The sequence below is a fragment of the Inquilinus ginsengisoli genome (assembly GCF_031453975.1).
Classification (GTDB): Bacteria; Pseudomonadota; Alphaproteobacteria; order DSM-16000; family Inquilinaceae; genus Inquilinus; species Inquilinus ginsengisoli_A.
In genome coordinates, this window is record NZ_JAVDPW010000004.1 from 467025 (window position 1) to 491176 (window position 24152).

Sequence of the window (24152 nt, forward strand, 5' to 3'; positions counted from 1 at the left end):
CTGCATTGCAGAACGCTCGGCGACGCGGGCCTGGGCCTGGACGTGAGCATCAACGCAGCCTTCGAAACTTGATGGAGTCGGTTCGCTCGGAGCCGTGGATTTTCGACGCCCACACCCCTCGAATCTGAACCCCGGACACTAGGGGAATTTGACGGCGCCCACAAGCAAAGCCGGAGCCAAGAATTACTATAGGTGGTGTGTTCCGGCGCGCGTTGCGCTGGATATGGGGGCCGCGATCAGGGACACAGGGTCACGGCCAGGCCGGGCTAGCCCAGGGTCGCCAGCAGGCGCGCGGCAGCCTGCAGGTCCGCGGTGTCCCAGCCCTCGCCGAAGCGATCGAACACCGGCCGCAGCAGCGCCCGGGCGTCCGCGGGCCGTCCCTGCGCGGCCAGCAGCGCCGCCAGGTCGATCGCGGTGCGCAGCTCCCACGCCAAGGCGGCCTGGCGGCGGCTCAATTCGAGCGACTGCCGGAAGCACGCCTCCGCCGCGTCGGGCATCGGCTGCGGCATCGCGAGCAGCAGGGCGCCCTTCACCCGCAGCAGCTCCGGCATGTAGGAGTGGTCGCCATTCGCCTCGACCAGCCGGGCCGTCTCGTCGAGCAGCGCGATGCCTTCGGCGACCCGGCCGGTCGCCGCCAGCCCCTGGGCGAGCGACAGGTTGAAGGCCGTGGTCAGCAGCTCGTAGCGCGCCGCGTGGAGCTCCTCCAGGCAGCCCCGCACATGCGCGATTCCGCTTTCCGCGTCGCCGCGGCGGATGGCCATCTCGCCCCCGTAGCCGCGCCCGACCGCGAGATAGGGTCCCATGGACTGGGATTCGGCATGGGCGATGAACCGGCCCATATACTCCTCAGCGCTGCGGAGATCGCCGGTCCAGAAGAAGATGGAGATCGCCCAATTCAGCACGACGGACAGGGTGACCGGATGGACCATGCGCTGGGCGTCGCCGGCGGTCCGGCGCAGCCGGTCCACGGCCTGGTCCGGGTGGCCCTGCAGCCACAGGGTCCGGGCCAGGGCGATGCCGGCCCAGCTGTGGTGGTCGAAGCCGAGATAGATCTGGCTGGTGCGGTGGGAGCGCGGCCCGTGCTGCACCGCGGCCTCGAGCTCCGCGCGGGCATCGTCGAGGTCGCCGGTCAAATGGAGCGCGATGCCCAGCAGGGAATGGGCCAGCGCCACGGCGGCGGGATCCTGGGTGGTGGCGGCGACAGCGGCGCTGCGCTGGGCGTAGCGCACGGCGGACCGGAAATCCCCGATGCGCACATGGAACATGTGCAGCGGGCCCAGCAGGTGCAGCTGGTCGAAGGCGTCGCCGCGATCCTCGGCGATGGCGAGGCCACGGTTCAGCGCCGTCCGCGCCTCTTCGGCGCTGCCGCGGGTGAACATCAGCGACATGCCCAACGCCGCCTGGAGATGCATCTCCTCCGTCCCCGCGCGGGTGGCGTCATCGAGCGCCAGGATCGCCCGCTGCGACCAGCGCAGGCATTCGGTCAGCAGGGACATCGCCAGGAAGATCGGCGCGGCGGCGGCGGCAAGCCCGATTCCGGCCCGGACATCGCCATTGGCGCCGAAGCACCATTCCAGGGCCGCGCGCACATTGCCGAGGCCGCTGAGGCGGTACACCCGCTCCGCCGCGTTCGGCAGGGTCGGCCATTCCGCCTCGGCCCGATCGAGCCAGCGCCGGTAGTAGGTGGCGTGGCGCAGGGCCAGATCGGCGAGCTCGGCGTCGTCGACCCGGATGTCGAGGGCGTAGGCGCGCGTCGTCTCCAGCAGCCGGTAACGCATCATGGCGCCGACCGGGCGGGTCGCGACCATCGATTTGGCGACGAGGCTGTCGATGGCGCCGAACACGAGGGCCTGGTCGACGGTCGGGCTGGTCACGATCGCCAGCGCCGCCTCCATCGTGAAGTGCCCGACGAACACGGCCAGCCGGCGCAGCACGACGCGTTCCAGCTCGGACAACAGCCCGTAGCTCCAGTCCAGCGTGGCCTGCAGCGTCTTCTGGCGCGCCGGCGCGGTGCGCTGCCCCGGCCACAGCAGGCTCAGGCGCTGGTCGAGCAGGGTCACGGTCTGCTGCAGGCCATAGGCCCCGACCCGCCCGGCGGCCAGTTCGATCGCCAGCGCCATGCCGTCGAGCCGCCGGCAGAGGCCGGCGACGATCGCGACATCCGCGTCGCCGAGGTCCAGGCGGGCGCCGCTGGCCGTCGCGCGCTCCACGAACAATTGGGTGGCGGGGAATGCCAGGGCCGCCGCCGCCGTCAGCCCCGGATCGTCCGGCGGACAGGCCAGCGGCGCCAGGTGGTGGACCTGCTCGCCCTCGACCCGGAGGGCTTCGCGGCTGGTGGCCAGGATATGGACCTGCGGCGCGGCCGCGAAGAGCCGCTCCGCCAGCGTCGCGGCGGCCTCGATGACATGCTCGCAATTGTCGAGGATCAGCAGGAAATGCCGGTCGCGCAGAAAGGCGATCAGGCTGGGGGCCGGATCGTCGGACCGGATCGGCATTCCCAGCATCGAGGCCACGGAGGCGGCCACCATGGCCGGATCGCTCAGCATCCCGAAATCCACGAACAGCGCGGCCCCGGCGAAGCCCTCCAGCACCTCATGCGCGACCGCCACCGCGACCGTGGTCTTGCCGACCCCGCCGGGGCCTACGACCGTGACGAAGCGCGACGCGGCGAGTTGGGCCGACAGCGTCCGGACCCCCTCCTCCCGCCCGACCATCCGCGCCAGGCGGGCCGGCAGGAAGGTGGCGCCTGGGACCGGGGCGGCGGCGGGCGGCGCCCCCTCGGCCTTGTCGGCCGACCGCGAGACTGGCGCGACGAAGCAATAGCCCCGGCCGGCCAGGGTGGCGATGTATCGCGCCCCGTCCCGGCCGTCGCCCATCGCCTTGCGCAGGCCGGCGATGTGAAACCGCAGGCTGCCCTCCTCCACGATGACGTCGGGCCAGACCTCGGCCATCAGCTCCCGCTTGCCGATGACCTCGTTGGGCCGGGACACCAGGGCGATCAGCGTGTCGAGCGTCCGTGCACCCAGTTCGACCGGGACGCCGTCTTTCATCAGCAGCCGTTCGCTGACGACCAGGCTGAAAGGACCGAAGGAGATCACATCTCTGGCCTGCCTCGACGGCCCTGTCGTCATTCGCCCGCTTCCGTGCCCACCCCAACCCGACCGCATCCTAGCCCGTATTTCTCACGCCCCCTACGCCCTGCGTCACCTTGCGGCGGCCGCCCCGGCAGGTGGCTGCTCACAACCCTTCGCAAGCCATAACAGGTGTTTCCCCCCGGCCTCTGCTTGGATGCGCCCGCAACCTGCCGACGGGAGCATCGATCATGGACCGCACATCGCCAGCCGAGGACCTGCTCGAGGACGTCCGCCGCGCGATGGATTTGAACCCGGAAGCGGCGCATGCCGCGGCCCTGCGGCTGGTCACGCACCTCACCGGGCCGGCGGCCGAACGAGCAGGCGTTCGCGGCGGCCTGGCCCCGTGGCAGCAGCACAAGATCGACCGCTATCTGAGAAAGCACCTGGAGCGCCCGCTGTCCGTCGAGATGCTGGCCGGCCAGATCTCGCTCAGCGTCAGCCATTTCTGCCGGGCCTTCAAGGCCAGCTTCGGGACCACCCCGCACATGCACATCATCCGGCTGAGGCTGGACCTGGCCCGGCATCTGATGCTGACCACGGAGGATCCGCTGAGTCACATCGCACTGGCCTGCGGCCTGGCCAACCAGGCGCATCTGTCGCGGCTGTTCCGGCGCTGGGTGGGAGAACCCCCGAGCGCCTGGCGCCGGCGCAACCTCACCGATGCCCATGCCAAGGCCAGGCGCCGCAGCCCCGCCCCGGCGGCCGACCCCCTCGTTTCCGTCAATCGCTTCTAAGGATCTCGCCATGACCCCGATCGAAACCGTGCTGTACACCGGCAAGACCCACACCACCGGCGGCCGCGACGGCGCGTCCCGCAGCTCCGACGGCCGCCTGGACATCATGCTGTCGTCGCCCGGCACCCCGGGCAGCGGCACCAATCCGGAGCAGCTGTTCGCCGCCGGCTGGTCCGCCTGCTTCATCGGTGCGATGGGGCTGGCCGCCCGCAAGCTGAAGATCGCCCTCCCGGCCGACCTGGCCGTCGACGCCGAAGTCGACCTGGGCACCGCGGATGGCGGCTACCTCCTCCAGGCCCGCCTCAACGTCAGCCTGCCGGGGCTGGAGCCCGACATCGCCCGGGCGCTGGTGGATGCCGCGCACCAGACCTGCCCCTACTCCAAGGCCACCCGGGGCAACATCGGCGTCGAGATCAACCTGGTCTAGGCAGAGATCATGACGACGACCGCGGCGCGCACCGAGAGCTGAGCGCGGGCGGGGAAGGCGCGCCCTCCCCGCCCGCTCCGGCTTACGCCGCCTTCGGCAGCACCCCGTGCGGGTCGAGCACGAACTTCTTGGCGGCGCCCTGGTCGAAGCTCTCGTAGCCCCGGGCGGCGTCTTCCAGCGAGATCACCTGGGCGTTGACGATATCCGCGATCGGCAGCCGGTCGTGCAGGATCGCCTGCATCAGCTGACGGTTGTACTTCAGCACCGGGGTCTGGCCGGTGTGGAAGGACTGCGCCTTGGCCCAGCCGAGGCCGAGGCGCAGCGACAGGCTGCCGACCTTCGCGGCATCGTCGACCGCGCCCGGATCCTCGGTGACGTACAGTCCGGGGATGCCGATCGACCCGGCGGCGCGGGTGATCTCCATCATCTGGTTCAGGACGATGGCCGGCTGTTCGCCGCCGCTGTGGCCGCGCGCTTCGAAACCGACCGCGTCGATCGCGCTGTCGACCTCGTTGCTGCCGGTCACCTGGGCGATCATGTCGCCGAGGCGGTCGCTGGCCGACAGGTCGATCGGCTCGAACCCGACCTTCCTGGCATGGGCCAGCCGTTCCTTGTTGAAGTCGCCGACCATGACCACGGCGGCGCCGAGGATGCGGGCCGAGGCGGCCGCCGCCAGGCCGACCGGGCCGGCGCCGGCGACATAGACGATCGACCCGACGCCGACGCCCGCCTTGACCGCGCCGTGGAAGCCGGTCGGCAGGATGTCGGACAGCATGGTCAGGTCGCGGATCTTGCTCATGGCCCGGTCGCGGTCCGGGAACTTCAGCAGGTTGAAATCGGCATAGGGCACGGTGACGTAGCGCGCCTGCCCGCCGATCCAGCCGCCCATGTCGACATAGCCATAGGCGCCGCCGGCGCGGGCCGGGTTGACCGTGAGGCAGACGCCGGTGTCCTGCGAGCGGCAGGTGCGGCAGCGGCCGCAGGCGACGTTGAACGGCACCGAGACGACATCGCCGACCTCGAGCATCTCGACATCGGCGCCGGTCTCGATCACCTCGCCGGTGATCTCATGGCCGAGCACGAGGCCGGCCGGGGCCGTGGTGCGGCCGCGGACCATATGCTGGTCCGACCCGCAGATGTTGGTCGACAGCACCTTCAGGATGACGGCGTGGCCGATCTTGCGGCCGCTGGGGGCTGCCAGCCTGGCGTCGTCGATGTCCTGGACCTCGACCTTGCCGGGCCCGAGATACACCACGCCTCTGTTCTTGCTCATCTTCGTCTCCTCCCAAGGACTCTGTCGTGATTTGAACCGGGCCCGGGGAGACGCGTCCCCCTGGGTCCGGCTAGAGGGTCGAACTCGCTCGCGGGCCGTCGCCGAGGACGGCCTGGAACAGCAGGCGAAGGTGCTCCGCCTCCGCGGCCAGCGGCATCCGCCGGTCCAGCCGGGCGATCTCGCGCCGCGCCGCCGCCTCGACATCCGCATCGGCCGGAAGCCACATCAGCCAGTCGAGGAACACCTGCTCCGGCGGCGGCAGGGCCGAGACCGCCTCCGCGATCCGTGGACAGGGCCGGCTGACGGGCGCGACGCTTCTGCCGCTCATGGTCAGGCCTCGATCTCGATGGCCGAGAGCGGCTTGGAGCAGCAGGCGAGGATGAAGCCGTCCTCGATCTCGTGGTCGAGGATGCCGCCATTGTGGTTCATCTCGACGGTGCCGGAGAGCTTCTTCACCCGGCAGGTGCCGCACAGGCCGAGTTCGCAGGCCGCGGGGATGCGCACGCCCGAGGCCCGGGCGGTCTGCAGCACGGTCTGGCCCGGCAGGCAGTCGCCGGTCACATCGGACAGGGCGAAGCGGACCGGCGTCGGCGCCACGATCGGCTCACCCGGCACGCCCTCCAGGGGCTCGGTGACGGGCGCGGCCGGGGCCTCGGGCGGCGGCGCGCCGAAGCTCTCCTGGTGGTAATGCGCCATGTCGAAGCCGGCGGCGCCCAGCATCTCGCGCACCGCGCGCATGAACGGGTCCGGCCCGCAGCAGAACACCTCGCGGTCGCGGAAATCCTGGACCAGCAGCGGCATGCGCACCGCGTCGATCCGGCCCATATGGCCGAACCAGCTTTCGCGCGACGACCGCTCCTCGATCAGGAAGCCGAGCGACAGGCCGGGCATGCGGCTGCCCAGCAGCTCCAGCTCCTTGCGGAAGATGATGTCCTCGGGCCGGCGCGCGCAGTTGACGAAGGCGACATCGGTCCACGGCGCGCAGTCGTTCAGCCAGCGCAGCATCGACATCATCGGGGTGATGCCGGACCCGGCCGAGATGAACAGGTACTTGCCGGAGGGGTGGTTGTGATGGGTGAAGTCGCCGGCCGGCCCATAGGCCTTGATGCGGGTGCCCGGCGTCAGATGGTCGAACATCCAGCGCGTGCCGATGCTGCCCGGCTGCGCCTTGACCGTGACGGAAATCGAGAACGGGCGCGACGGGCTGGACGACAGCGTGTAGGTCCGCATCACCAGCTCGTCGCCGACCGGCAGCTCCAGCGTCACGAACTGGCCCGGCTGGTAGCGGAACCAGGTCTGGTTGTCGGAGCGGAAGGTGAAGGTCTTCACCTCCGGCGCCTCGTCGAACACGCCGACGCATTCCAGCACCTGGAGCCGGTCGTTCCACGGCACCATCTGGTCGAGATGGCGGTAGAGCGGGAGATCCCCCGTCACTGCGTTCACGACCGCCTCCCCTTCACGCGACCCGCAGGCGCGGTTTGCTGCCCTCGGCCAGGCGCGGCTCCATGAACCGGGTGTACCAGTCGACGAACTGGATCACCCCGCCCTCATGCATCTCGGAATAGGGGCCGGGCTCGTAGGATGGCGACTGGATGCCGAACGCATTCTCCTCGACGATCCGGCGGTCCTGGTCGTTGGTCTCGGTCCAGACATGGGTCAGCTCGGCCAGGTCGTAGTCGACGCCCTCGACCGCATCCTTGTGGACCAGCCATTTGGTCGTCACCGCCGTCTCGGTGGCGCTGATCGGCAGCACCCGGAAGGTCACGGCGTGGTCGATCAGCACGTGGTTCCAGGTGGTGGGGTAGTGGTACAGCATCAGCGCGCCGATGCGGTCGGCGGTGACCTGGTCGGACAGGCCGCGCTTCACCGCCCGCCTGCCGGTCATGGTGTAGCTGACCGCGTCGCGCAGCAGCGGCGCCCGGGTGGCGCGGAACTGCCCGGCCGGGTCGATGCGGAACTTCGCCTCCAGGCCGGCCGCCTCGCACTTGGCCCAATGCGCCACCATCTCGGGGTCGCTGTCGGCGCCGGCGACGCCGGTGACGTTCGGCGCCTCGGGGAAGGTCTTGCACAGCTCGGGATGGTTGGCCACGCAGTGATAGCACTCGCGGTTGTTCTCCCAGACCAGCTTCCAGTTGCCCTTCTCGATGATGGTGCTCTCGAAGGCGATCTTGGCATCGGCCAGTCGGTGCGGCAGGAAATACGGCTCCATCAGCGCGCGGAACGGCGCGAAATCCGCCGGCTGGTCGGCCAGGCAGATGAAGATGTAGCCGCCGACGCTTTCGCAGGCGACCGGCTTCAGCCCGTACTGGGTCTTGTCGAAGCCATCGGCCATCTGGCGGGCGAACAGCAGGCTGCCGTCGAGGTCGTAGGTCCACTGGTGATAGGGGCAGACCAGCCGGGCCGACGTGCCCTTCTGCGCGGAACAGACGCGGCTGCCGCGATGCCGGCAGGCGTTGTGGAAGGCGCGGATCCGGCCGCCCTGGTCGCGCACCAGCACCACCGGATAGGCGCCGACCTGCACCGTGAAGTACTGGCCCGGCTTCGCCAGCTCGCAATCATGGCCGACGAACAGCCAGTCGCGGTACCAGATCATCTCCATATCGAGCCGGAAGAAATCCGGGTCGGTGTAAAAGGGCTGTTCAAGGCTGAAGCCGTCCCGGTGGCTGCGGAGCAGCCTCAGCATCGTGTCGCGCGCGTCCATCGTCCGTCCCCGGGCCTTCGAAGGACTGGTCGGATGGGCGAGAGGAGGGAATGGTGCGCGCCCGTCAGGTCTTGGGACCGGCCCGCTGCACACTGCCTCTTGACCGCCCACCGCGATCAGTCGAGTTCACCATGCCCAAGGCTGGTTTCCGGGCTTCGGAGCCGTCCTTTCGGACCGTCTCGACACCTTCCCGGGCTTGCGTCGCCCAGTGGTCTCGGTCGAGACGACGTGCTCCGCCACCGTTGCGGGGGCAGCGCCGGCGTTGAACCGGCTTCCCAATTCTCCGCCGGACCTCCCAGGCCAGCGGCACCTTGAACATCCCGATTGAAGCATGCCCCCGGCCGGTCGAGGCTCGTGAAAGCGACATTCCCTTTCCGGCCGGCGACACGGGCGGGGAAGACGAAGCGGTTTTCGGACGCGGAGGCGCGACGGACATAAAAAATGGCGGCCGGCCCTGGTGAGGACCGGCCGCCATGGTGGTGAGTCCAGCGGTTACTGGCAGGCTTCGCAGGTCGGGTCGTCGATCGGGCAGACCATCGGCGCGCCGTCGGCCATCGTCAGGTCGTCGGTGCCGAAGGCGGAGGTGGCCACCACCGGAGCAGGCACCACCACGATCGGCGCCGCGGCGACCGCAGCCGGCGCCGCGGCGACCGGCGCGCTGGCGACGGCGTTCAGCTTGCCGTCGGTGCCCTTCAGCGTCGACTTCTCGACATGGGTCGCGCTCATCGCCCGGAGATAGTAGGTGGTCTTCAGGCCGCGCTTCCACGCCAGCCGGTACAGCGCGTCCAGCTTCTTGCCGTTGGGGTTGGCGATATACAGGTTCAGCGACTGGGCCTGGTCGATCCACTTCTGCCGGCGCGACGCCGCCTCGACCAACCAGCTGGCATCGATCTCGAAGGCGGTGGCGTACAGCGCCTTGAGGTCGTCCGGCACCCGGTCGATGGCGCCGAGGCTGCCGTCGAAATACTTGAGGTCCGAGATCATCACCTCGTCCCACAGGCCGAGCGCCTTGAGATCACGCACCAGGCCGGGATTCACCACCGTGAAATCGCCCGACATGTTGGCCTTGACGTAGAGGTTGCGGAACGCCGGCTCGATCGACTGGGCCACGCCGCAGATGTTGGAGATGGTCGCAGTCGGCGCGATCGCCATGGTGTTGGAGTTGCGCATGCCGGTGCTGCGCACCCGATCGCGCAGCCCGTCCCAGTCCAGCGTCTTGGAGCGGTCCATCTCCAGCACGCCGCCGCGGGCTTCGGCCAGCAGCTCGATCGAGTCGATCGGCAGGATGCCGCGGCTCCACAGCGAGCCCTCGAAGGACGGGTAGCGCCCGCGCTCGGCCGCCAGCTCCACCGATGCGGCGATGGTGTGATAGCTGATCACCTCCATGCTCTCATCGGCGAAGCGCACCGCCTCGTCCGACGCGATCGGCAGCCGCAGCGCCTGCAGCGCGTCCTGGAAGCCCATGATGCCGAGCCCGACCGGGCGGTGCCGCAGGTTGGAGCGGCGGGCTTCCGGGATGGTGTAGAAGTTGATGTCGATGACGTTGTCCAGCATCCGCATCGCGGTGCGGATGGTGCGCTCCAGCCGCGCCCGGTCCAGGCCGCGCTCGCCGACATGGTTGGCGAGGTTGATCGAGCCGAGATTGCAGACCGCGACCTCGTCATCCGAGGTGTTCAGCGTGATCTCGGTGCACAGGTTCGAGGAGTGCACCACGCCGACATGGCCCTGCGGCGAGCGGATGTTGCAGGGGTCCTTGAACGTGACCCAGGGGTGGCCGGTCTCGAACAGCATGGTCAGCATACGGCGCCACAGGTCGAGCGCGCGGACCTGCTTGTGCACGCGGATCTCGCCGCGGGCGGCCTTGGCCTCATAGGCCTCGTAGGCGGTCTTAAACGCCGGGCCGTAGAGGTCGTGCAGGTCGGGCACCTCGTCCGGCGAGAACAGGGTCCAGGCGCCATCGGCCTCGACCCGCTGCAGGAACAGGTCCGGCACCCAGTTGGCGGTGTTCATGTCATGGGTGCGGCGGCGATCGTCGCCGGTGTTCTTGCGCAGGTCGAGGAATTCCTCGATGTCGACGTGCCAGGTCTCGAGATAGGCGCAGACCGCGCCCTTGCGCTTGCCGCCCTGGTTGACCGCGATGGCGGTGTCGTTGGCGACCTTCAGGAACGGCACGACGCCCTGCGACTGGCCGTTGGTGCCGCGGATATGGGCGCCCAGGCCGCGCACCCGGGTCCAGGAATTGCCCAGGCCGCCGGCGTATTTGGACAGCAGCGCGTTGTCCTTCACCGCCTTGAAGATGCCGTCGAGGTCGTCGGCGATCGAGGTCAGGAAGCAGGAGGACAGCTGCGGCCGCGGCGTGCCGGCGTTGAACAGCGTCGGGGTCGAGCACATGAAATCGAAGGAGGAGATCAGGTCGTAGAACTCGATCGCCCGCGCCTCGCGGTCGATCTCCCGCGCGGCCAGCCCCATGGCGACGCGCATGAAGAACACCTGCGGCAGCTCGAAGCGGATGCCCTCGGTCTGCAGGAAGTAGCGGTCGTACAGGGTCTGCAGCCCGAGGAACTGGAACTGCAGGTCGCGCTCCGGTTTCAGCGCCGCGGCGAGCTTCTTCAGGTCGTAGCGCGCCAGCTCCGGGTCCAGCAGGTCGACCGCGATGCCCTTCTTCACATAGGCCGGGAAGTATTCGGCATAGCCCTCGACCATCTCGGCATGGGTGGCGCGGGTCGGCCGGCCATGGACGAAGGACAGCGCCTCGTGCCGCAGCAGGTCGAGCAGCAGCCGGGCGCTGACCTGGCTGTAGTTCGGCTCGGTCTCGATCAGGGTGCGCGCCGCCATGATCGGCGCCAGGGCCAGCTCGGCCTCGCTGATGCCGTCATAGAGGTTGCGGCGGGTCTCGGTCAGCACCGGCTCGGCCGCGACGTCGGCGAGGCCGGCGCAGGCCTCCTCGACCAGCCGCACCAGGCGGGCCTGGTCCAGGGGCGCGCGGCTGCCGTCGGCCGCGGTGACGTTGAGCACCGCCGCCACCGGCGAGGCCTCGACCCGTGCCGCGGCCGCCGCCCGCTCGCGCGCCCGCTCGGCCCGGTACAGGACATAGGCCCGGGCGACCTTGTGGTGCTCGCCGCGCATCAGCGCCAGCTCGACCTGGTCCTGCACCTCCTCGATGTGGAAGGTGCGGCCGTGGTCGGCCCGGCGGGTCAGCGCCGCAGCGATCTGGCCGGTCAGCTCCTCGACGATGTCATGCACCCGGCGCGAGGCCGAGGCGCCCGACCCTTCGACCGCCAGGAACGCCTTGGTCAGCGCCGCCGAGATCTTGGCCGCGTCGAAGGCGGTGACCGCGCCGTTGCGGCGGATCACCTGGTAGGCCGGTTCGGCGGCCTTCTGATTCGAGGCGGCACGGGGCGCGGCGGGGGCGGCAGGTGCGCCAGCGAGCGCGCGGTCGGTTTCCTGGATGGCTGACATCGGCTAACCCCATAGATGTAGAGGGGCTTGGGCCGATGACGCGGAGTCGACAATAGCGTCGGCAAGCCGACGCAATCCGACTGACGCACCATCGAGGCACCCCGCCCGAGGACGTTCTTCACGATCACGGGCCGGTCTCCTGGCTCGCGGTATCGACCCTTCCGTCTCGCCTTCCCGGCAGGTTGCCCCACCAGTGACTCAAGACGACGAAAGAGCCTTGCCGCTTACAGTTGCGGGGGCAGCTCCGGCCTTGCCGACGAATAGCGCACCGGATTCCCTGTAGCGCCCGTGATGTCTAGATATTGACGTCTTTATGGCGGTCTACGTCAATACCTAGTTGGTGAGGTCGCAAAACTCGCAATCCAAGTTCGTTTTTGACGGCCCGGATGCAATCCCGGATTCAACGGTCCGATCCGGCCCCATCGGCGCTTCGGCATGGAGCCCCCGGGCTGCCTGCTGTACACCGAAACGGCATGATCCAGCCCCCCTATCCAGCGCCGCCCTGGCGCCTGCGCGGCACCCTCGATGCGGCGCTGTGGCGGATCCCGCGCAACGCCCTGCCGGGGCCGCTGCCGTCCGGCGCCCGGCCGTTGGGCTGGGGCGGCACGGCGCTGCTGCTGACGGTGCGGGCGGATTGGGACGACCGGGGTGACCTGGCCTATCGCGAGCTGGTGGTCGCGGTGCCGGTGCGGCTGGGCTGGCGGTTCGGCGCCACCGTCACCGCCGCCTGGGTCGACAGCCCGGCCTCGCTGGCCGGCGGCCGGGCGCTGTGGGCGATCCCGAAGCGGCTGGGCCGGTTCGAGACCGCCGCCGGCCGCACCACCCTGGCCGATGCCGACGGCCCGGTCGCGACCACGGACGACCGGGCGGGCCGCACCCTGCCCTTCCGCCTTCCGGTCCGGCTGCTCACGCTGCAGCCGGGGGACGGCCAGGTGGTGGCGACGCGGTCCCGCGCCACCGGCTGCCTGGGCTTGGGCGGCGCCACCTGGGACCTGCCGGCCACCGGGCCGCTGGCGATGCTGGCCGGGTTGCGGCCGCTGCTGACGGTCAGGCTGGCAGACGCCGCGGCGCGGTTCGGGGTGTGACCGGCCGGCGGGCCGGCCCGTCCTCGGCGCAGTCGGGCTGCGGCGGCTCGACCCAGAAGGGCAGATCCGCCAGTTGGCGCGGGGTCATCGCCAGCAGCGTCTCGGCGCCGTCGGGATCACGCCGCTGGGAGCGTCGCCACGAGAAGAGTGTCATGATGGCCTCCTGGACCAGACATTCTCCATAGATAGGGCGGCGCGCGCCCGCCTAGGAGGGACAGCGTCTCTCCATGACTATAGAAAATCTCTATAGTGCGATGTCTGACGCTCCCGGTGTGCGCGGCCGCCGGCGGCATCCGGTCCGAAATATGACCGCTGTCCTGAAACCTTCACCGATCGAATGTGTTTTCACAGAACTGCCGCTTTCGGGTCGCGGCCTCTCGCGCATCACGCGAAACAATCAATCAGCCGCCAAGAGCAAAACGAAACACCATAAATCCCCTGCAAAGGAGATGCCCCATGGTCGGTCCGGTCACGCGTCAGCCGCCCCCTCCCTGGCGCACCCTCAGGCGCGATGCCCCCTCTTTCGAGCAGTCGCTCGCTTTGGCCCGGCAGCAGGCCCCGGCCCAGCCCGCCCAGGCTCCCGCCGCCCCGACCGACGCACCGCCCGCGCTCGGCCCGTTCCCGCCCGGCGCCAAGCCGCTGGGGATCAACGAGCACAAGGTCGGAGAGGCCTGGCCGTTCCGCATCTTCATCCGCGACGAGGGCTTCGACTTCACCGACAACGACGCGCTCCACGCGCAGCTGCCGGCCACGCCCAAGCTCGACCCCCTGCCCTTCGGCAACCGCCCCGCCGCGGCGCCCGGCGCCGACCGCAGGCTGCAGGCGGACGACACCGTCATCGTGCTGGACGAGACCCGGCTCGGCTATCTCGGCCAGCAGCGGCAGCTGCTGGCCAAGGCGTCCGATCCGAAAATCTCGGATTACGAGCGCCAGCTGACCAAGGACGACCTGGCCGCCGTCGTGGCCCAGGAGATCGACTACGCCGCGACCGAGCAGAGCGCGCCGGACTTCGACGCGCTGATCCAGCCGATCGCGGCCCGGGCCCCGGACGATCCGGTGTTCCAGGAGGCGATCCGCACCGCCAAGGCGCAGAAGCTGAACGAGTGGAAGGTCGACGACCGGACGGCGGACGGCGCCGCCGCGGTGCAGAAGCTCGGCGCCGACGGCAAGTACGACGACGTCACCGCCCTGGTCAGACAGCGGGTGATCGCCGCGGCCGACAGCACCGCCAAGGACACCCCGGAGCCGCAGGCCCTGGTGGCGGCGATGACCCATCTCACCGGCGTCTACAAGACCTATGCCGGCGGCGACACCGCGCAGTATCTGGCGGCGGTGCAGAAGGGCTTCAGCGAGGCCCACCAGGAGGTGTTCCTGGAACGGCCGATCCGCGAGATCGAGGCGGCCTGGGGCAAGGGCGGCAAGGACGGGGCCAAGGCCGCCGCGGCGAAGCTGGCCGAGCTGACCGACACGAACCGGACGATGCCGATCCTCGGCGGCCAGGTGATGAGCGACCCGCGGGTCAGCGCCATCGCGCGCGGCTGCGTCGACGAGGTCGCCAAATGGCGCCCGGGGCCCGACCTCAAGGACGCGAAGAAGGTGATCAGCGACCTGGCCCAGGCCAGCCAGAACGTGGTCTGTGGCGATGGTGACGCGCCGGGCCAGGGCAAGGCCGCGGTCGACGCCCTGGCGGGGCATATGGTCGACAAGCTGCGCAGCGAGGAGGTCACGGGCGACCATCTCAACCCGCTCAACATGATGAACCTTCCCGAGCTGCTGGCCCATGCCGGAGAGGAGGGGAACGTCACCCTGTCGCTGGCCATGACCGTCCGGCTGGACCAGCTGGCCGGCCAGGAGAAGAGCCCCAGGATCAGCGACAACAACCCGGCGCCGATGCGCGACGCCATCCTGTGGGCCGCGACCAAAGGCCTCGAGAATTTCAGCGGCACGGTCAAGGCGCATGAGGAGAAGACGCTGAAGGACGGCGACTTCATCGGCGTGCCGCTGCAGACCTGGGGCAGCACCCTGTCGCCCGAGGACCAGGCGGCGGCGATCCAGAAGCTGCTGGCCGATCACCCGGACAAGGCGAACACGCTGGAGCAGGACGGCCAGCGCACCACCTGGCTGAACGAACGCTCCGACAGCATCACCCGGGCGCTCGCCCTCTATGGCGGGACGCTCAAGCACGTCGAAGGTTTCGAGACCGGCAAGATCAAGAACTACACCGTGCCGGGGCCGATGCTGCCGCCGACCGACGCCCAGACCCTGCTGGCCGCCGCGCCGCGCGAACCCAAGCACACCAACCCGACCTGGTTCCTGCGGTCGAACCGGCTGCTGCTGACCTTCGGGCTGCAGGAGCAGCTCAAGCGGTCGATGCCCCCCGGCGACTACAAGAACCTGCTCGCCGGCAAGACCGACCAGCTTTCGGCCCGGGGGCAGCAGCTGCTGAAGGGCTCGAACGTCCTTGGCCGGTTCTCGGCGGCGACCAGCTCGTACCTGTTCGCCCGGAACGCGGCGGAATGCCTGTCCGGCGCGCTCAACAGCACCGCCTTCGTCGACAAGCTGGTCGACGCCGTCTACGTCCCGGTGCATGCCTCCATGTCGCTGTCGGCCGCGGCCAATGCCGGCATATCGCCGGAGCTGCGGAAGCAGATCTTCGGGACGGATGCGACCGGGCGCCCGAACACCCCGCTCAACAAGGCCTACAACGCGGCCGCCGGGCGCATCGACCACATGGCCGCCAGCGCCACCACCAAGGGCCTGCTGAAGGGCATCGCCGGCGCCATCCTGCGGGACACCGGCGACGCCTATTATGTCTTCGCCGACACCGTCAACGTCTTCGGCTACATGGGCAAGCCCAACACCGGCTGGGTGCACAGCGTCGGCTATGCCTTCAGCGTCGCCGGCGACCTCGCCTTCCTCTCGGCGCCCGGCTTCCAGATCGTCGGCGCGGAATCCACGGCGGCCGTGGCCGCCGGCGGCGCCGGGGCCGAAGGCCTGCTCGGCTTCCTGGCGACCCGGGGCGTCGCCTTCTGGACCGGCGTCGGCGCGGCGCTGATGGTGATCGCCTCCGGCATCAACTATTTCGCCAGCCTGGCGGACAAGGCGCATGAGTTCGACGGCGCCGATGCCGACTTCCTGAAGGCGCTGGGGGTCCGCGGCGACGTCGCCGACAAGCTGGGCCTGCACACCCTGGCGACGACGTCGGACCAGGGCAGCGCCGGCCCGATCCTGATGGCCGCGTTCTGGAACCTCGGCTACACCGCCAAGGACATGGCCGCGGTGATGAACAGCTGGACGCCGGACCAAGCCGACAAGATCGCCACCTACATCAAGTACTACAAGCGCCACACGGCGGAGAACGTGACCCAGGCGGTGCTGGACTGGGCGCCGAAGAACGGCATCCCGATGCCCCGCTACGGCGATGCCGATGTCGGCCAGTTCAAGGCGATGGGGGTGCGCGACGAGATCGCGAAGGAGCTGGGCACCACGGCCTGGCCGACCCCCGACCCCAAGCGCGTCACCGCCGGCCAGGTGCTGCAGCAGGGCTTCTCCTATCTCGGCTACTCCCAGGCGGAGATGGCCCAGGTGATGAACTCCTGGTCGCCGGAGCAGGCCGGGCGGGTCGCCGATTTCGCCAAATCCTACCGCACCGATTCCGGGGGCAAGCTGGCCGAAGGCTTCGTCGACTTCGCCAGGCAGAACGGCCTGCCGCTGCCACAATACGACGGTGCCGACGCCCGGCGGCTGACCGCCATGGGCGTCCGCCGCGACATCGCCGGCCTGGTGACCGCCAGCGTGACCCAGGGCGAGTCCGAGGGCGACACCAACCCGGTCACGGCGCTGACCGCGACCTTCACCAAGCTCGGCTATTCCCAGGCGGACATGGCCGCGGTGGTCAATTCCTGGACGCCGGAGCAGGCCGGCGGCGTCGCCGACAGCCTCAACCAGCTCGCGGTGCAGGCCAAGGCCGGCACCCCGCCGAAGGACATACCGGGCGAGCTGGTGCGGTCGCTGCAGTCGCGCATGGTCACGGTGCCGGCCTATGACGACGCCAACATCCGCGCCCTGACCGCGGCCGGGGTGAAGCGCGAGACCGCCCTGCTGGTGGCCCGGGACCCGGCCAACACGCCGAAGCGGGCACCAGGCTCCCCTCCGGCGATCCTCAAGGCGCTCGAGGCCCTCGGCAACAGCCGGGAGCAGGCGATCGCGGTGATGAACGCCTGGACGCCGCGGCAGGCCAACACCGTCGCCACCCTGCTGGACCAGACCTCGATCAACGCGCCGGTGCAGGATATTCCGAAGCAGCAGTTGCTCGACCTCGAGCAGTACGAGCAGGTGCCGCTGCATCCGAAGTAGCGGAGCGGACCGGCGGGGAGTGGTGAATCGTCCCACCCTCCGATAAACAGGCGGGATGGCCTCGCCCTTCCCGATCCCGCTGAACGCGCTGCGCGCCATCGCCGTGGTGGCGCGCGGCGGGTCGCTGTCGGTCGCCGCGGCCGAACTCGGGGTGACGCCCGGTGCGGTCAGCCAACACATCCGGCGGGCCGAGGCGCGGCTGGGCCTGCTGCTATTCGAGCGCACCCCCGCCGGCCTTGTGCCGACCCCCGACCTGCTGCGCATCCGGCCGATGCTGGACGCCGGCTTCCGCATGCTGGCCGATGCCATCGGCGCCCTGGCGGCCGAACGCGCCGGCATCCTGACCGTCACCGCCGGGTCGGCCTTCGCCGCGCGCTGGCTGGTGCCGCGGCTGTCCCGCTTCACCGGCCCCAACCCGGAAATTGAGCTGCGCTTCATCGCCACCGCGGCGGCGATCGACCTGGCCTCGAGCGATGTCGACTGCGCCATCCGCATGGGCCGTGGCGGCTGGCCGGGGGTGATGGCCGAGCGGCTGATCCCCCAGACCGTGTTCCCGGTCTGCGCCCCGTCGCTGGCGGCGCGGCTGCGCAGCCCGGCCGATCTGGGCGACGTGCCGGTGATCCGCGACGAGGGATCGCTGATCTCCTGGGCCGAATGGTTCGCGGCGGCCGGGGTGACGTCGCCGCCGCGCCTGTCGGGCCCGTCCTACACCGACCCGATCCCGGCGATCGAGGCGGCGCTGGCCGGACAGGGCGTGTTCATGGCCTGGCAGCTGATCGCCGCCGACGCCCTGGCCGACGGCCGGCTGGTCCGCCCCTTCCCCACCGCAGCGCCGACCGAGATCGCCTACTGGTTCGTGACCACCGAGGCCAAGGCGCGGCAGCGCAAGGTGCAGCTGTTCCGCGCCTGGCTGGAGGCGGAGCTGACGGTCAAGCGCGCGCGGCCTGTCTCCGGCGTGTGGAGCTAGTCTCGGGCCGGCCAGCGGATCTGGCCGATCGGCAGCGCCGGTTCCCAGCGATGGACGCCGGCCAGCCGGAAGCCGACCGTCCCGGCCAGGCCGAGATGCACCAGGATGAGGCCGATGATCGACAGCCACATCTCGGTCCCCTGCAGGCCGGGCGCCTCGTCGCGGGAGAAGGCGAAGCCCTGCCGCGGCGTGTAGTGCCGGATCGCGGCGCCCAGGAAGTGACGCATGGCATCCGCGATCTCCGCCTCGCGATACGCCGTCTGCCGGGCGCAGAGCATCAGGGGGTGGACGACGTCGAGGACGTTGCAGGCGTTGAAGCCCGCGCGCTCGAACCGCCCGTTGCGGCGGAGATGGGCCAGCACCGCGTCGATCGTCCGCTCGGGATAGGGCAGCGGGATGCCGAACTGGGCGTAGGTCCCCCGCGTCAGGCGGTAGAAGCCGTTCACCGGCTGCAGCCAGTCGTCGCCGGTCGGCCCGCTCCACAGGCCCGTCACCGGGTCGGCCCGGGTGGTCAGCCAGCCGATCAGGGTCGCGAGCTCGCCCGGATCGTCGAAGGACCGGGCGTTGAAGCAGTAGGCGGTGCCCAGCGCGTCGACCCAGGCGCCCGAGGACCAGCCGCGCTCCGCCCAGGGAAGGCCGTCCAGCGCCCGCTGCAGCGTCGCGGGATCGAGACGCGACGCCCAGGCGATCGGGTGCGGGAAGGCGGCGCCGAGGCATTCCAGGGCGTAGCCGACGCACAGGATGTTGTAGAGGTTGTCGCCGCCGGGCTCGGGCGGCGGCTGGCGGCGGACGGAATCGGGCGTGTCCGGATTGAAGCACAGCCCCGACTGCGGATCCTGCAGCGCCGCGAGACGGGCGACCCAGTCCGGGCCTGAGAAGGGCGCCGGCACCGCGCCGAACATCGCCGCGATCTGGATGGCGTCGCAATCGGCGCGGAACGGCGCATTCCCGCGGTTGCGCGGATCATGGTAATGCGACGCCGGTCCGGGCGCCGCCGCGACATGGGCGGCCAGGATCCCGGGCCAATCTTCGAGGATCTGCGCATCGAAGGCCTGGAGGGACGTCGCGGCCGGGTGCTTGCCGGCGGATTTGCGCGGGCTGCGGCGGTCGCGGATCAGCCGGGCGGGATTGCCCCCGACCAGGGCGTAGTCGGGCACATCTCGGGTGACCACCGCGCCGGCGGCGATGATGCAATGGCTGCCGATCCGGACCCCGTCGGTGACCACCGCATTGGCGCCGACCCAGACGTCGTCCCCGATCTCGATGCCCTTGGACGACACGCCCTGGAGGCCGATCGGCGTCTCGGGATCCTCGGAGACATGGTCGAAGCCCGCGAGCACCGCCCCGGCCGCGACCCGCACCCAGGATCCCATCCGCACCGTGCCGATCGCCGACGCGTTGAGGTTCAGCGAGCAATGATCGCCAGCCGCCAGCTCGCCATGCACCCGCACCCCGGCGGCGATGATGCAGCGGTCCCCCAGCGTCAGCCTGTCCGGGTAGATATGCGCCTTGGGCGACAGGAAGCAGGCCTCGCCGACCCGCAGCGCCAGGCGCTGCGCCAGCTCGGCGAGGAAGGCCTCCTGCTCACGGCGCTGCCCGGCCGTCGCGTGACGCTCGAACAGCCAGGGATGCGCGTCGAACTCCGCCGTGGTGTGGCGCATCGTGTCCGGCGGGTCTGAAGCGGCCAAGGCTCGTGTCCTTCTTCGGGCTGCGAGGCGGTCAGAGGATGCCGTTCGCATCCTCGACCAGGCTGGCGGCGCCGTCGGCGATCGAGACGCTGCCGAAGGCCACCGCATCGGCCGCGCGCTTCATCAGCCGGCCGAACTGCTGCGACCCCTTGGGCGGGGGCGGCGGATAGGGGCCGACCTTGTCCGCGATGGCATCGATGTAGTCCACCTGGGCCCGCTCGACCGGCTTCAACGTCGGCAGGATCGCGGCGCGCATCGCCGCGCTCATCGGCACCCCGCGCTCGACCCCGAGGATCTTGCCAGCCTCGGGATCGTTGACGAAGAAGTTGATGAAGCGTGCCGCCGCCTCGGGGTTCTTCGACCGGGTGAAGATCGACCAGCTGGTCGCAGGCCGGTAGAACTGCCCGGGCTTCGCGCCGGGGCCGCCATTCGGGAACATGGTCACGGCCAGCGGCACCTGCGTGGTGGCCTGCATGCCGACGATCTGGTTGGAGAAGGCCAGGCTGGTCGCCGCTTTACCTTGGATCAGGGGCATCAGGTTGATCGTCGAATCCGGGCTGGTGGCGGCGATGTCGGCGGGCACGCAGCCCCCGCGCTGCCGCAGCCGGTCCCAATAGGCGAACCATTCGGCCGCATCGTCCTTGCCGAAGTCCAGCTTCTGGTCGGCGGTGAACAGGTCGCGGCCGCGCTGGCGCAGCCAGACCTGGAAGGCGTAGCTGTAACCGCTGGCATCGCAGGACCCCCAGTACTGGTCGCGGCCCGCCGCCTTGGTCAGCGCGACCATGCGGTCGGCATAGTCGTCCCAGCTGGTCTTGTCGTCGGGCGGAGGCACGTTCGCCTTGGCGAACGCGTCCTTGTCGTACATCAGGCCGAAGGAGTTGAGGGCATGGGGAATGCCCCAGACCTTGCCGTCGACCGAGCAGAGATCGAGCATGCCGCTGCCGAAGCCGCTGGCGTCGATCGGGCTGGGCATCAGGCCGCCGAGGTCGAGCGCGCTGCCGCGCCGGACGAAATCGGCGAAGCTGTTGGGCTCGAGCTGGAAAATGTCGGGGGCGTTGCCGCCGACGATCTGCGTCGCGAGCTTGGTGAAGTATTCCGCATTGCTGACCTCGCCCAGGAGTTCGACCTCGGCGTTGCGCTGCTGGTACAGCTTCATCAGCTCCTGGGTGCGGCGGGCCCGGTCGTCGCCGCCCCACCAGGTGACGCGGAGCCGCGCCGCCTCGGCGCGCGCCATGCCGGCAAAGGGCAGCGCCCCGGCCAATCCCAGGGCAGTTTTCAGCACGGATCGGCGATGCATCGGCGCCTCCCTGTCATCTTTTCTTGAACGGAAATCATCGTCGAGGACGGCGTGCCGTCATCGGCAAGTAACCAGTTGGTTACCGGACGATGCCGTGGGGAGGAGCGGCTGTCAAGGCTGTGTCGGTCTCTTTCGGAATGGTCATCGGGCCGCGGCGTCCGGCCTCCGTCGCGGGGCGTCGAACGGCGGCATCGCGCCGGCCAGGCGTGCCCGGATCGTCCGGTTCAGCGGCTCGGAATAGAATCGGGCGACGACGTCCCCCAGCAGCCCCGACAGCAGCAGCAGGCCGAGGAACCACAGCGGCGCCAGGTCGGCTGCCTGGCCGGTCGCGGCGAACAGGGGCGCCAGCGGGGTCAGCACCAGCATATGGGTCAGATAGACCTCGTAGCTGTTGCGGCCGAACCAGCGGACCGGCGCGGTCAGGAGCCACAACTCCGAGCCGCCGGCGAAGGACCGGCCGCGCAGCGCCACCAGCAGCAGCGCCACGCCGATCCCCAGAAGGGTCACGTTCAGCCCCAGTTCGGTCAGGCCGAGCTGGAAGGTCTGGCGCCGGAACACGAAGACCAGCAGCACCAGCACGAGCCCGCCGGCCAGGCAGGCGCGGGACGCCGCCCTGCCGATGGGAAGCCGGTGCGCGGCATAGGCGGCGAGGCAGCCCAGCGCGATGCCGTCCGCCCCCGAGAGGTAGGATTTGTCGGCCCAGATCTCGTTGGCGGTGAAGGCGGTGCGGGCGAAGGGGCCGAGGATGACGAAGGCCAGCAGGACGGCGGCGACCGCCCAGCCGCGGCGGGCGGCGAGGCAGATCAGCGGAAAGAACAGGTAGAACGCCTCCTCGACCGACAGCGACCACAGCACGTCCCAGGCGCCGGGCAGGTAGCCGGTCGCGGCCTCCAGCCAGTTGAGGTGGAAGGTCGCCGCGGCGAAGACGGCCCGGCCCAGCGACACGGTCTCGATCACGAAGCCGTCGGCCCCGGCCAGGTGCAGCGCCGCCAGCACCGGCAGCAGCAGCGCCAGGCAGGGCACGATGCGGGCGAACCGCAGCCCGTAGAAGGCGCCGGCCGGCACCCGCTCCAGCGCGCCCCAGCGCCGGATCGAAGAGGAGGTGATCAGGAAGCCGGAGATGGTGAAGAAGACGACCACGCCGTAGTAGCCGCTGCGGAACAGCACATTGAACAGCTCGCGCGGCAGCGCGGCGCCGATCGCGGCCTGCTCGAACGGGATGCGCAGCTGGATGTGGAACAGCACCACGAGGATGATCGACATCCCGCGCAGCCCGTCGATGGCGTCGTTCCGGCCGCCGTCGCGCATGTCCCCTCCCGCTCCGGACGAATCCCCCGCACCCATGCTGCAGATCAGGATGGCGGAAAGGTGTCCGCGGCGCGCGGCAGACCCCAGCCCGCCCCCCTTGGCCGCATCGCCGTTCCGAGGCATGGTCGGAAACATGATCCAGACCTCAAAGAGCCGGCGGTGAGCCGGGCCCGCAGCCTGGCGCCGGAGGCCGGCCGCCCGCGCATGACCGACATCGCCCGCATCGCCGGCGTATCGGTGGCGACGGTCAGCCGGGCCTTGGCCGGATCGCCCCGGGTGACCGAGGAGACGCGCGAGCGGGTGGCGGCGGCGGTGCGCGACACCGGCTATGTCGTCAACCGCATGGCCCGCAGCCTGCGCCTGCAGGAGGCGCGGCAGATCCTGGTGCTGGTGCCCAACATCGCCAACCCGTTCCACGCCGCGGTGCTGCTGGGCGCCGAGGAGGCGGCAGTGGCCGCCGGCTTCCATGTGCTGATCGGCAACACCGCCGGCGACCCGGCGCGGGCGGAGGACCACGCGCGCCAGCTGCTGACCGGCGCGGTCGACGGCATGCTGATCCTGGGCGGGGCGCTGCCGGAGACGCTGAAGGCCCCGGCCCTGCGCCGGCGCCTGGTGGCGGTGATCGAGCGCATCGTCACCAGCGGCGTGCCGGTGGTGGAGATCGACAACCAGGCCGGCGGGCGCGAGGCGACGCGCCACCTGATCGGGCTGGGGCACCGCCGCATCGGCCATATAGGCGGCAGCCTGCCGACCACGGCGACGCCGAAGCGGTTCCAGGGCTATGCCGACGCGCTGGCCGAGGCCGGGCTGGCGCTGGAGCCCGAACTGGTGCGCTACGGCACCTTCTCGATCCCGACCGGGACGGAGCAGATGGCGGCGCTGCTGGCCCTGCCGCAGCCGCCGACCGCGGTGTTCTGCGGCAGCGACGAGATCGCCATCGGCGCCATCCGCGCGATCAAGCAGGCGGGCTTGCAGGTACCGGACGACATCTCGATCGTCGGCTTCGACAACATCTACTTCGCCGCCGCCTACGACCCGCCTTTGACCACGATCGACCAGCCGGCGCGGCAGCTGGGCCATGCCGCGATGCGCCTGCTGGCCGACCGCCTGGCCGGCCTGGACGGGCCGAAGCGCGGCGTCACCGTGCCCTACAGCCTGATCATCCGCGGCAGCACCGCCGCGCCGAAGGGGTAGTCCAGGCCCCTAACGCCTTCCCTCCCTCGTCATTGCGAGGAGGCGAAGCCGACGAAGCAATCCATGGTCCCGCACGAGCGGCCCGATGGATTGCTTCGCTGCGCTCGCAATGACGATGAGGGGCAGGCGCGGTGACCCGCAACGCCTGAGCATCTGGAAGCGCTGTTCACTCCCTACCTGTCCGACCACACCGCCAGCTCGTAGCCGTCGGGGTCCTGGAAGTGCAGACGCCGGCCACCGGGGAAGGCATAGATCGGCTTGACGATCCGGGCCCCGGCCTCTTCGAGCCGGCGCTGGGTGTCGGCGAGGTCGGCGGCATAGAGGATCACCAGCGGGCCGCCGGGGCTGATCGGCCCGCCATGGGCGAAGCCGCCGGTCAGCCGGCCGTCGTTGAACTCGCAGTAGTCGGGGCCGTAATCGGTGAAGCGCCAGCCGAAGACGCGGCCGTAGAAGTCGCGCGAGCGCGGGATCTCGGCGACGGCGAACTCGATGTAGTCGATGCGGCGGTCGTTGCCCGGGTCGGCCATGG

Annotated in this window: 17 protein-coding genes and 2 riboswitches; of the genes, 6 read left to right on the top strand and 11 right to left on the bottom strand. The window is 70.2% G+C overall.

The genetic code is table 11. From position 1 onward, the window contains the following. Nucleotides 1–266: 266 nt before the first annotated feature. Nucleotides 267–3050 carry an ATP-binding protein gene (locus tag E9232_RS13785; RefSeq protein WP_309794722.1) on the bottom strand — a complete coding sequence of 928 codons (2784 nt, stop codon included), beginning with the start codon at nucleotides 3048–3050 and terminating at the stop codon, nucleotides 267–269. Between the two features lie 272 nt (nucleotides 3051–3322). Between E9232_RS13785 and E9232_RS13790 the strand changes: the two genes are divergently transcribed. Both E9232_RS13790 and E9232_RS13795 read left to right on the top strand, forming a co-directional pair. Next, nucleotides 3323–3868, top strand: coding sequence for a helix-turn-helix domain-containing protein (locus E9232_RS13790; RefSeq protein WP_309794723.1), 546 nt, complete (start codon nucleotides 3323–3325; stop codon nucleotides 3866–3868). 10 nt (nucleotides 3869–3878) lie between these two features. Then, on the top strand, nucleotides 3879–4295 hold the full coding sequence (locus E9232_RS13795) for an organic hydroperoxide resistance protein (RefSeq protein WP_309794724.1): 417 nt from the start codon (nucleotides 3879–3881) through the stop codon (nucleotides 4293–4295). Between the two features lie 82 nt (nucleotides 4296–4377). Here the strand turns inward: E9232_RS13795 and fdhA are convergent, their stop codons facing one another. From fdhA to E9232_RS13820, 5 genes are all read right to left on the bottom strand, one after another. Then, a complete protein-coding gene (gene fdhA / locus E9232_RS13800) occupies nucleotides 4378–5568 on the bottom strand; it encodes a formaldehyde dehydrogenase, glutathione-independent (protein ID WP_309794725.1) in 1191 nt (396 codons plus the stop codon). Between the two features lie 70 nt (nucleotides 5569–5638). Next, nucleotides 5639–5896: a hypothetical protein gene (locus E9232_RS13805; RefSeq protein ID WP_309794726.1), complete on the bottom strand. Its 258-nt coding sequence runs from the start codon at nucleotides 5894–5896 to the stop codon at nucleotides 5639–5641. Nucleotides 5897–5898: 2 nt separating this feature from the next. Next, a complete protein-coding gene (locus E9232_RS13810; RefSeq protein ID WP_309794727.1) occupies nucleotides 5899–7011 on the bottom strand; it encodes an FAD-binding oxidoreductase in 1113 nt (370 codons plus the stop codon). Between the two features lie 13 nt (nucleotides 7012–7024). Continuing rightward, nucleotides 7025–8269, bottom strand: coding sequence for an aromatic ring-hydroxylating oxygenase subunit alpha (locus tag E9232_RS13815; RefSeq protein ID WP_309794728.1), 1245 nt, complete (start codon nucleotides 8267–8269; stop codon nucleotides 7025–7027). Between the two features lie 122 nt (nucleotides 8270–8391). Further along, a riboswitch (cobalamin riboswitch) is annotated at nucleotides 8392–8598 on the bottom strand. Between the two features lie 163 nt (nucleotides 8599–8761). Then, entirely contained in the window at nucleotides 8762–11728 is a 2967-nt protein-coding gene (locus E9232_RS13820; protein ID WP_309794729.1) for a ribonucleoside-diphosphate reductase subunit alpha, read from the bottom strand. Nucleotides 11729–11840: 112 nt separating this feature from the next. Then, a riboswitch (cobalamin riboswitch) is annotated at nucleotides 11841–12033 on the bottom strand. Nucleotides 12034–12201: 168 nt separating this feature from the next. Between E9232_RS13820 and E9232_RS13825 the strand changes: the two genes are divergently transcribed. After that, on the top strand, nucleotides 12202–12813 hold the full coding sequence (locus E9232_RS13825) for an acetoacetate decarboxylase family protein (protein ID WP_309794730.1): 612 nt from the start codon (nucleotides 12202–12204) through the stop codon (nucleotides 12811–12813). Here E9232_RS13825 and E9232_RS13830 read toward each other — a convergent pair. Next, the gene (locus E9232_RS13830) at nucleotides 12776–12967 is read right to left on the bottom strand and encodes a hypothetical protein (protein ID WP_309794731.1); all 192 of its coding nucleotides are present in this window, start codon (nucleotides 12965–12967) and stop codon (nucleotides 12776–12778) included. The genes E9232_RS13825 and E9232_RS13830 overlap by 38 nt on opposite strands. Before the next feature lie 302 nt (nucleotides 12968–13269). Here E9232_RS13830 and E9232_RS13835 point away from each other — a divergent pair, with 302 nt between their 5' ends. Beyond that, entirely contained in the window at nucleotides 13270–17169 is a 3900-nt protein-coding gene (locus E9232_RS13835) for a hypothetical protein (protein ID WP_309794732.1), read from the top strand. A 55-nt stretch (nucleotides 17170–17224) separates the two neighbouring features. Then, nucleotides 17225–18136, top strand: a complete 912-nt coding sequence (locus tag E9232_RS13840) for a LysR substrate-binding domain-containing protein (RefSeq protein ID WP_309794733.1) — start codon at nucleotides 17225–17227, stop codon at nucleotides 18134–18136. Here E9232_RS13840 and E9232_RS13845 read toward each other — a convergent pair. The 3 genes from E9232_RS13845 to E9232_RS13855 form a co-directional block, all read right to left on the bottom strand. Continuing rightward, the gene (locus E9232_RS13845; RefSeq protein WP_309794734.1) at nucleotides 18133–19824 is read right to left on the bottom strand and encodes an acyltransferase; all 1692 of its coding nucleotides are present in this window, start codon (nucleotides 19822–19824) and stop codon (nucleotides 18133–18135) included. The two genes, E9232_RS13840 and E9232_RS13845, sit on opposite strands and share 4 nt — an antisense overlap. 31 nt (nucleotides 19825–19855) lie before the next feature. Next, the gene (locus E9232_RS13850) at nucleotides 19856–21121 is read right to left on the bottom strand and encodes an ABC transporter substrate-binding protein (RefSeq protein ID WP_309794735.1); all 1266 of its coding nucleotides are present in this window, start codon (nucleotides 21119–21121) and stop codon (nucleotides 19856–19858) included. Between the two features lie 141 nt (nucleotides 21122–21262). Beyond that, nucleotides 21263–22429, bottom strand: coding sequence for an acyltransferase family protein (locus E9232_RS13855; protein WP_309794736.1), 1167 nt, complete (start codon nucleotides 22427–22429; stop codon nucleotides 21263–21265). Between the two features lie 159 nt (nucleotides 22430–22588). On the opposite strand from E9232_RS13855, the gene E9232_RS13860 reads away from it, so the two are divergent. Next, a complete protein-coding gene (locus E9232_RS13860) occupies nucleotides 22589–23623 on the top strand; it encodes a LacI family DNA-binding transcriptional regulator (protein ID WP_309794737.1) in 1035 nt (344 codons plus the stop codon). Between the two features lie 173 nt (nucleotides 23624–23796). On the opposite strand, the gene E9232_RS13865 is transcribed toward E9232_RS13860, so the two are convergent. Beyond that, nucleotides 23797–24150, bottom strand: a complete 354-nt coding sequence (locus E9232_RS13865) for a VOC family protein (protein WP_309794738.1) — start codon at nucleotides 24148–24150, stop codon at nucleotides 23797–23799. Nucleotides 24151–24152: the final 2 nt, after the last annotated feature.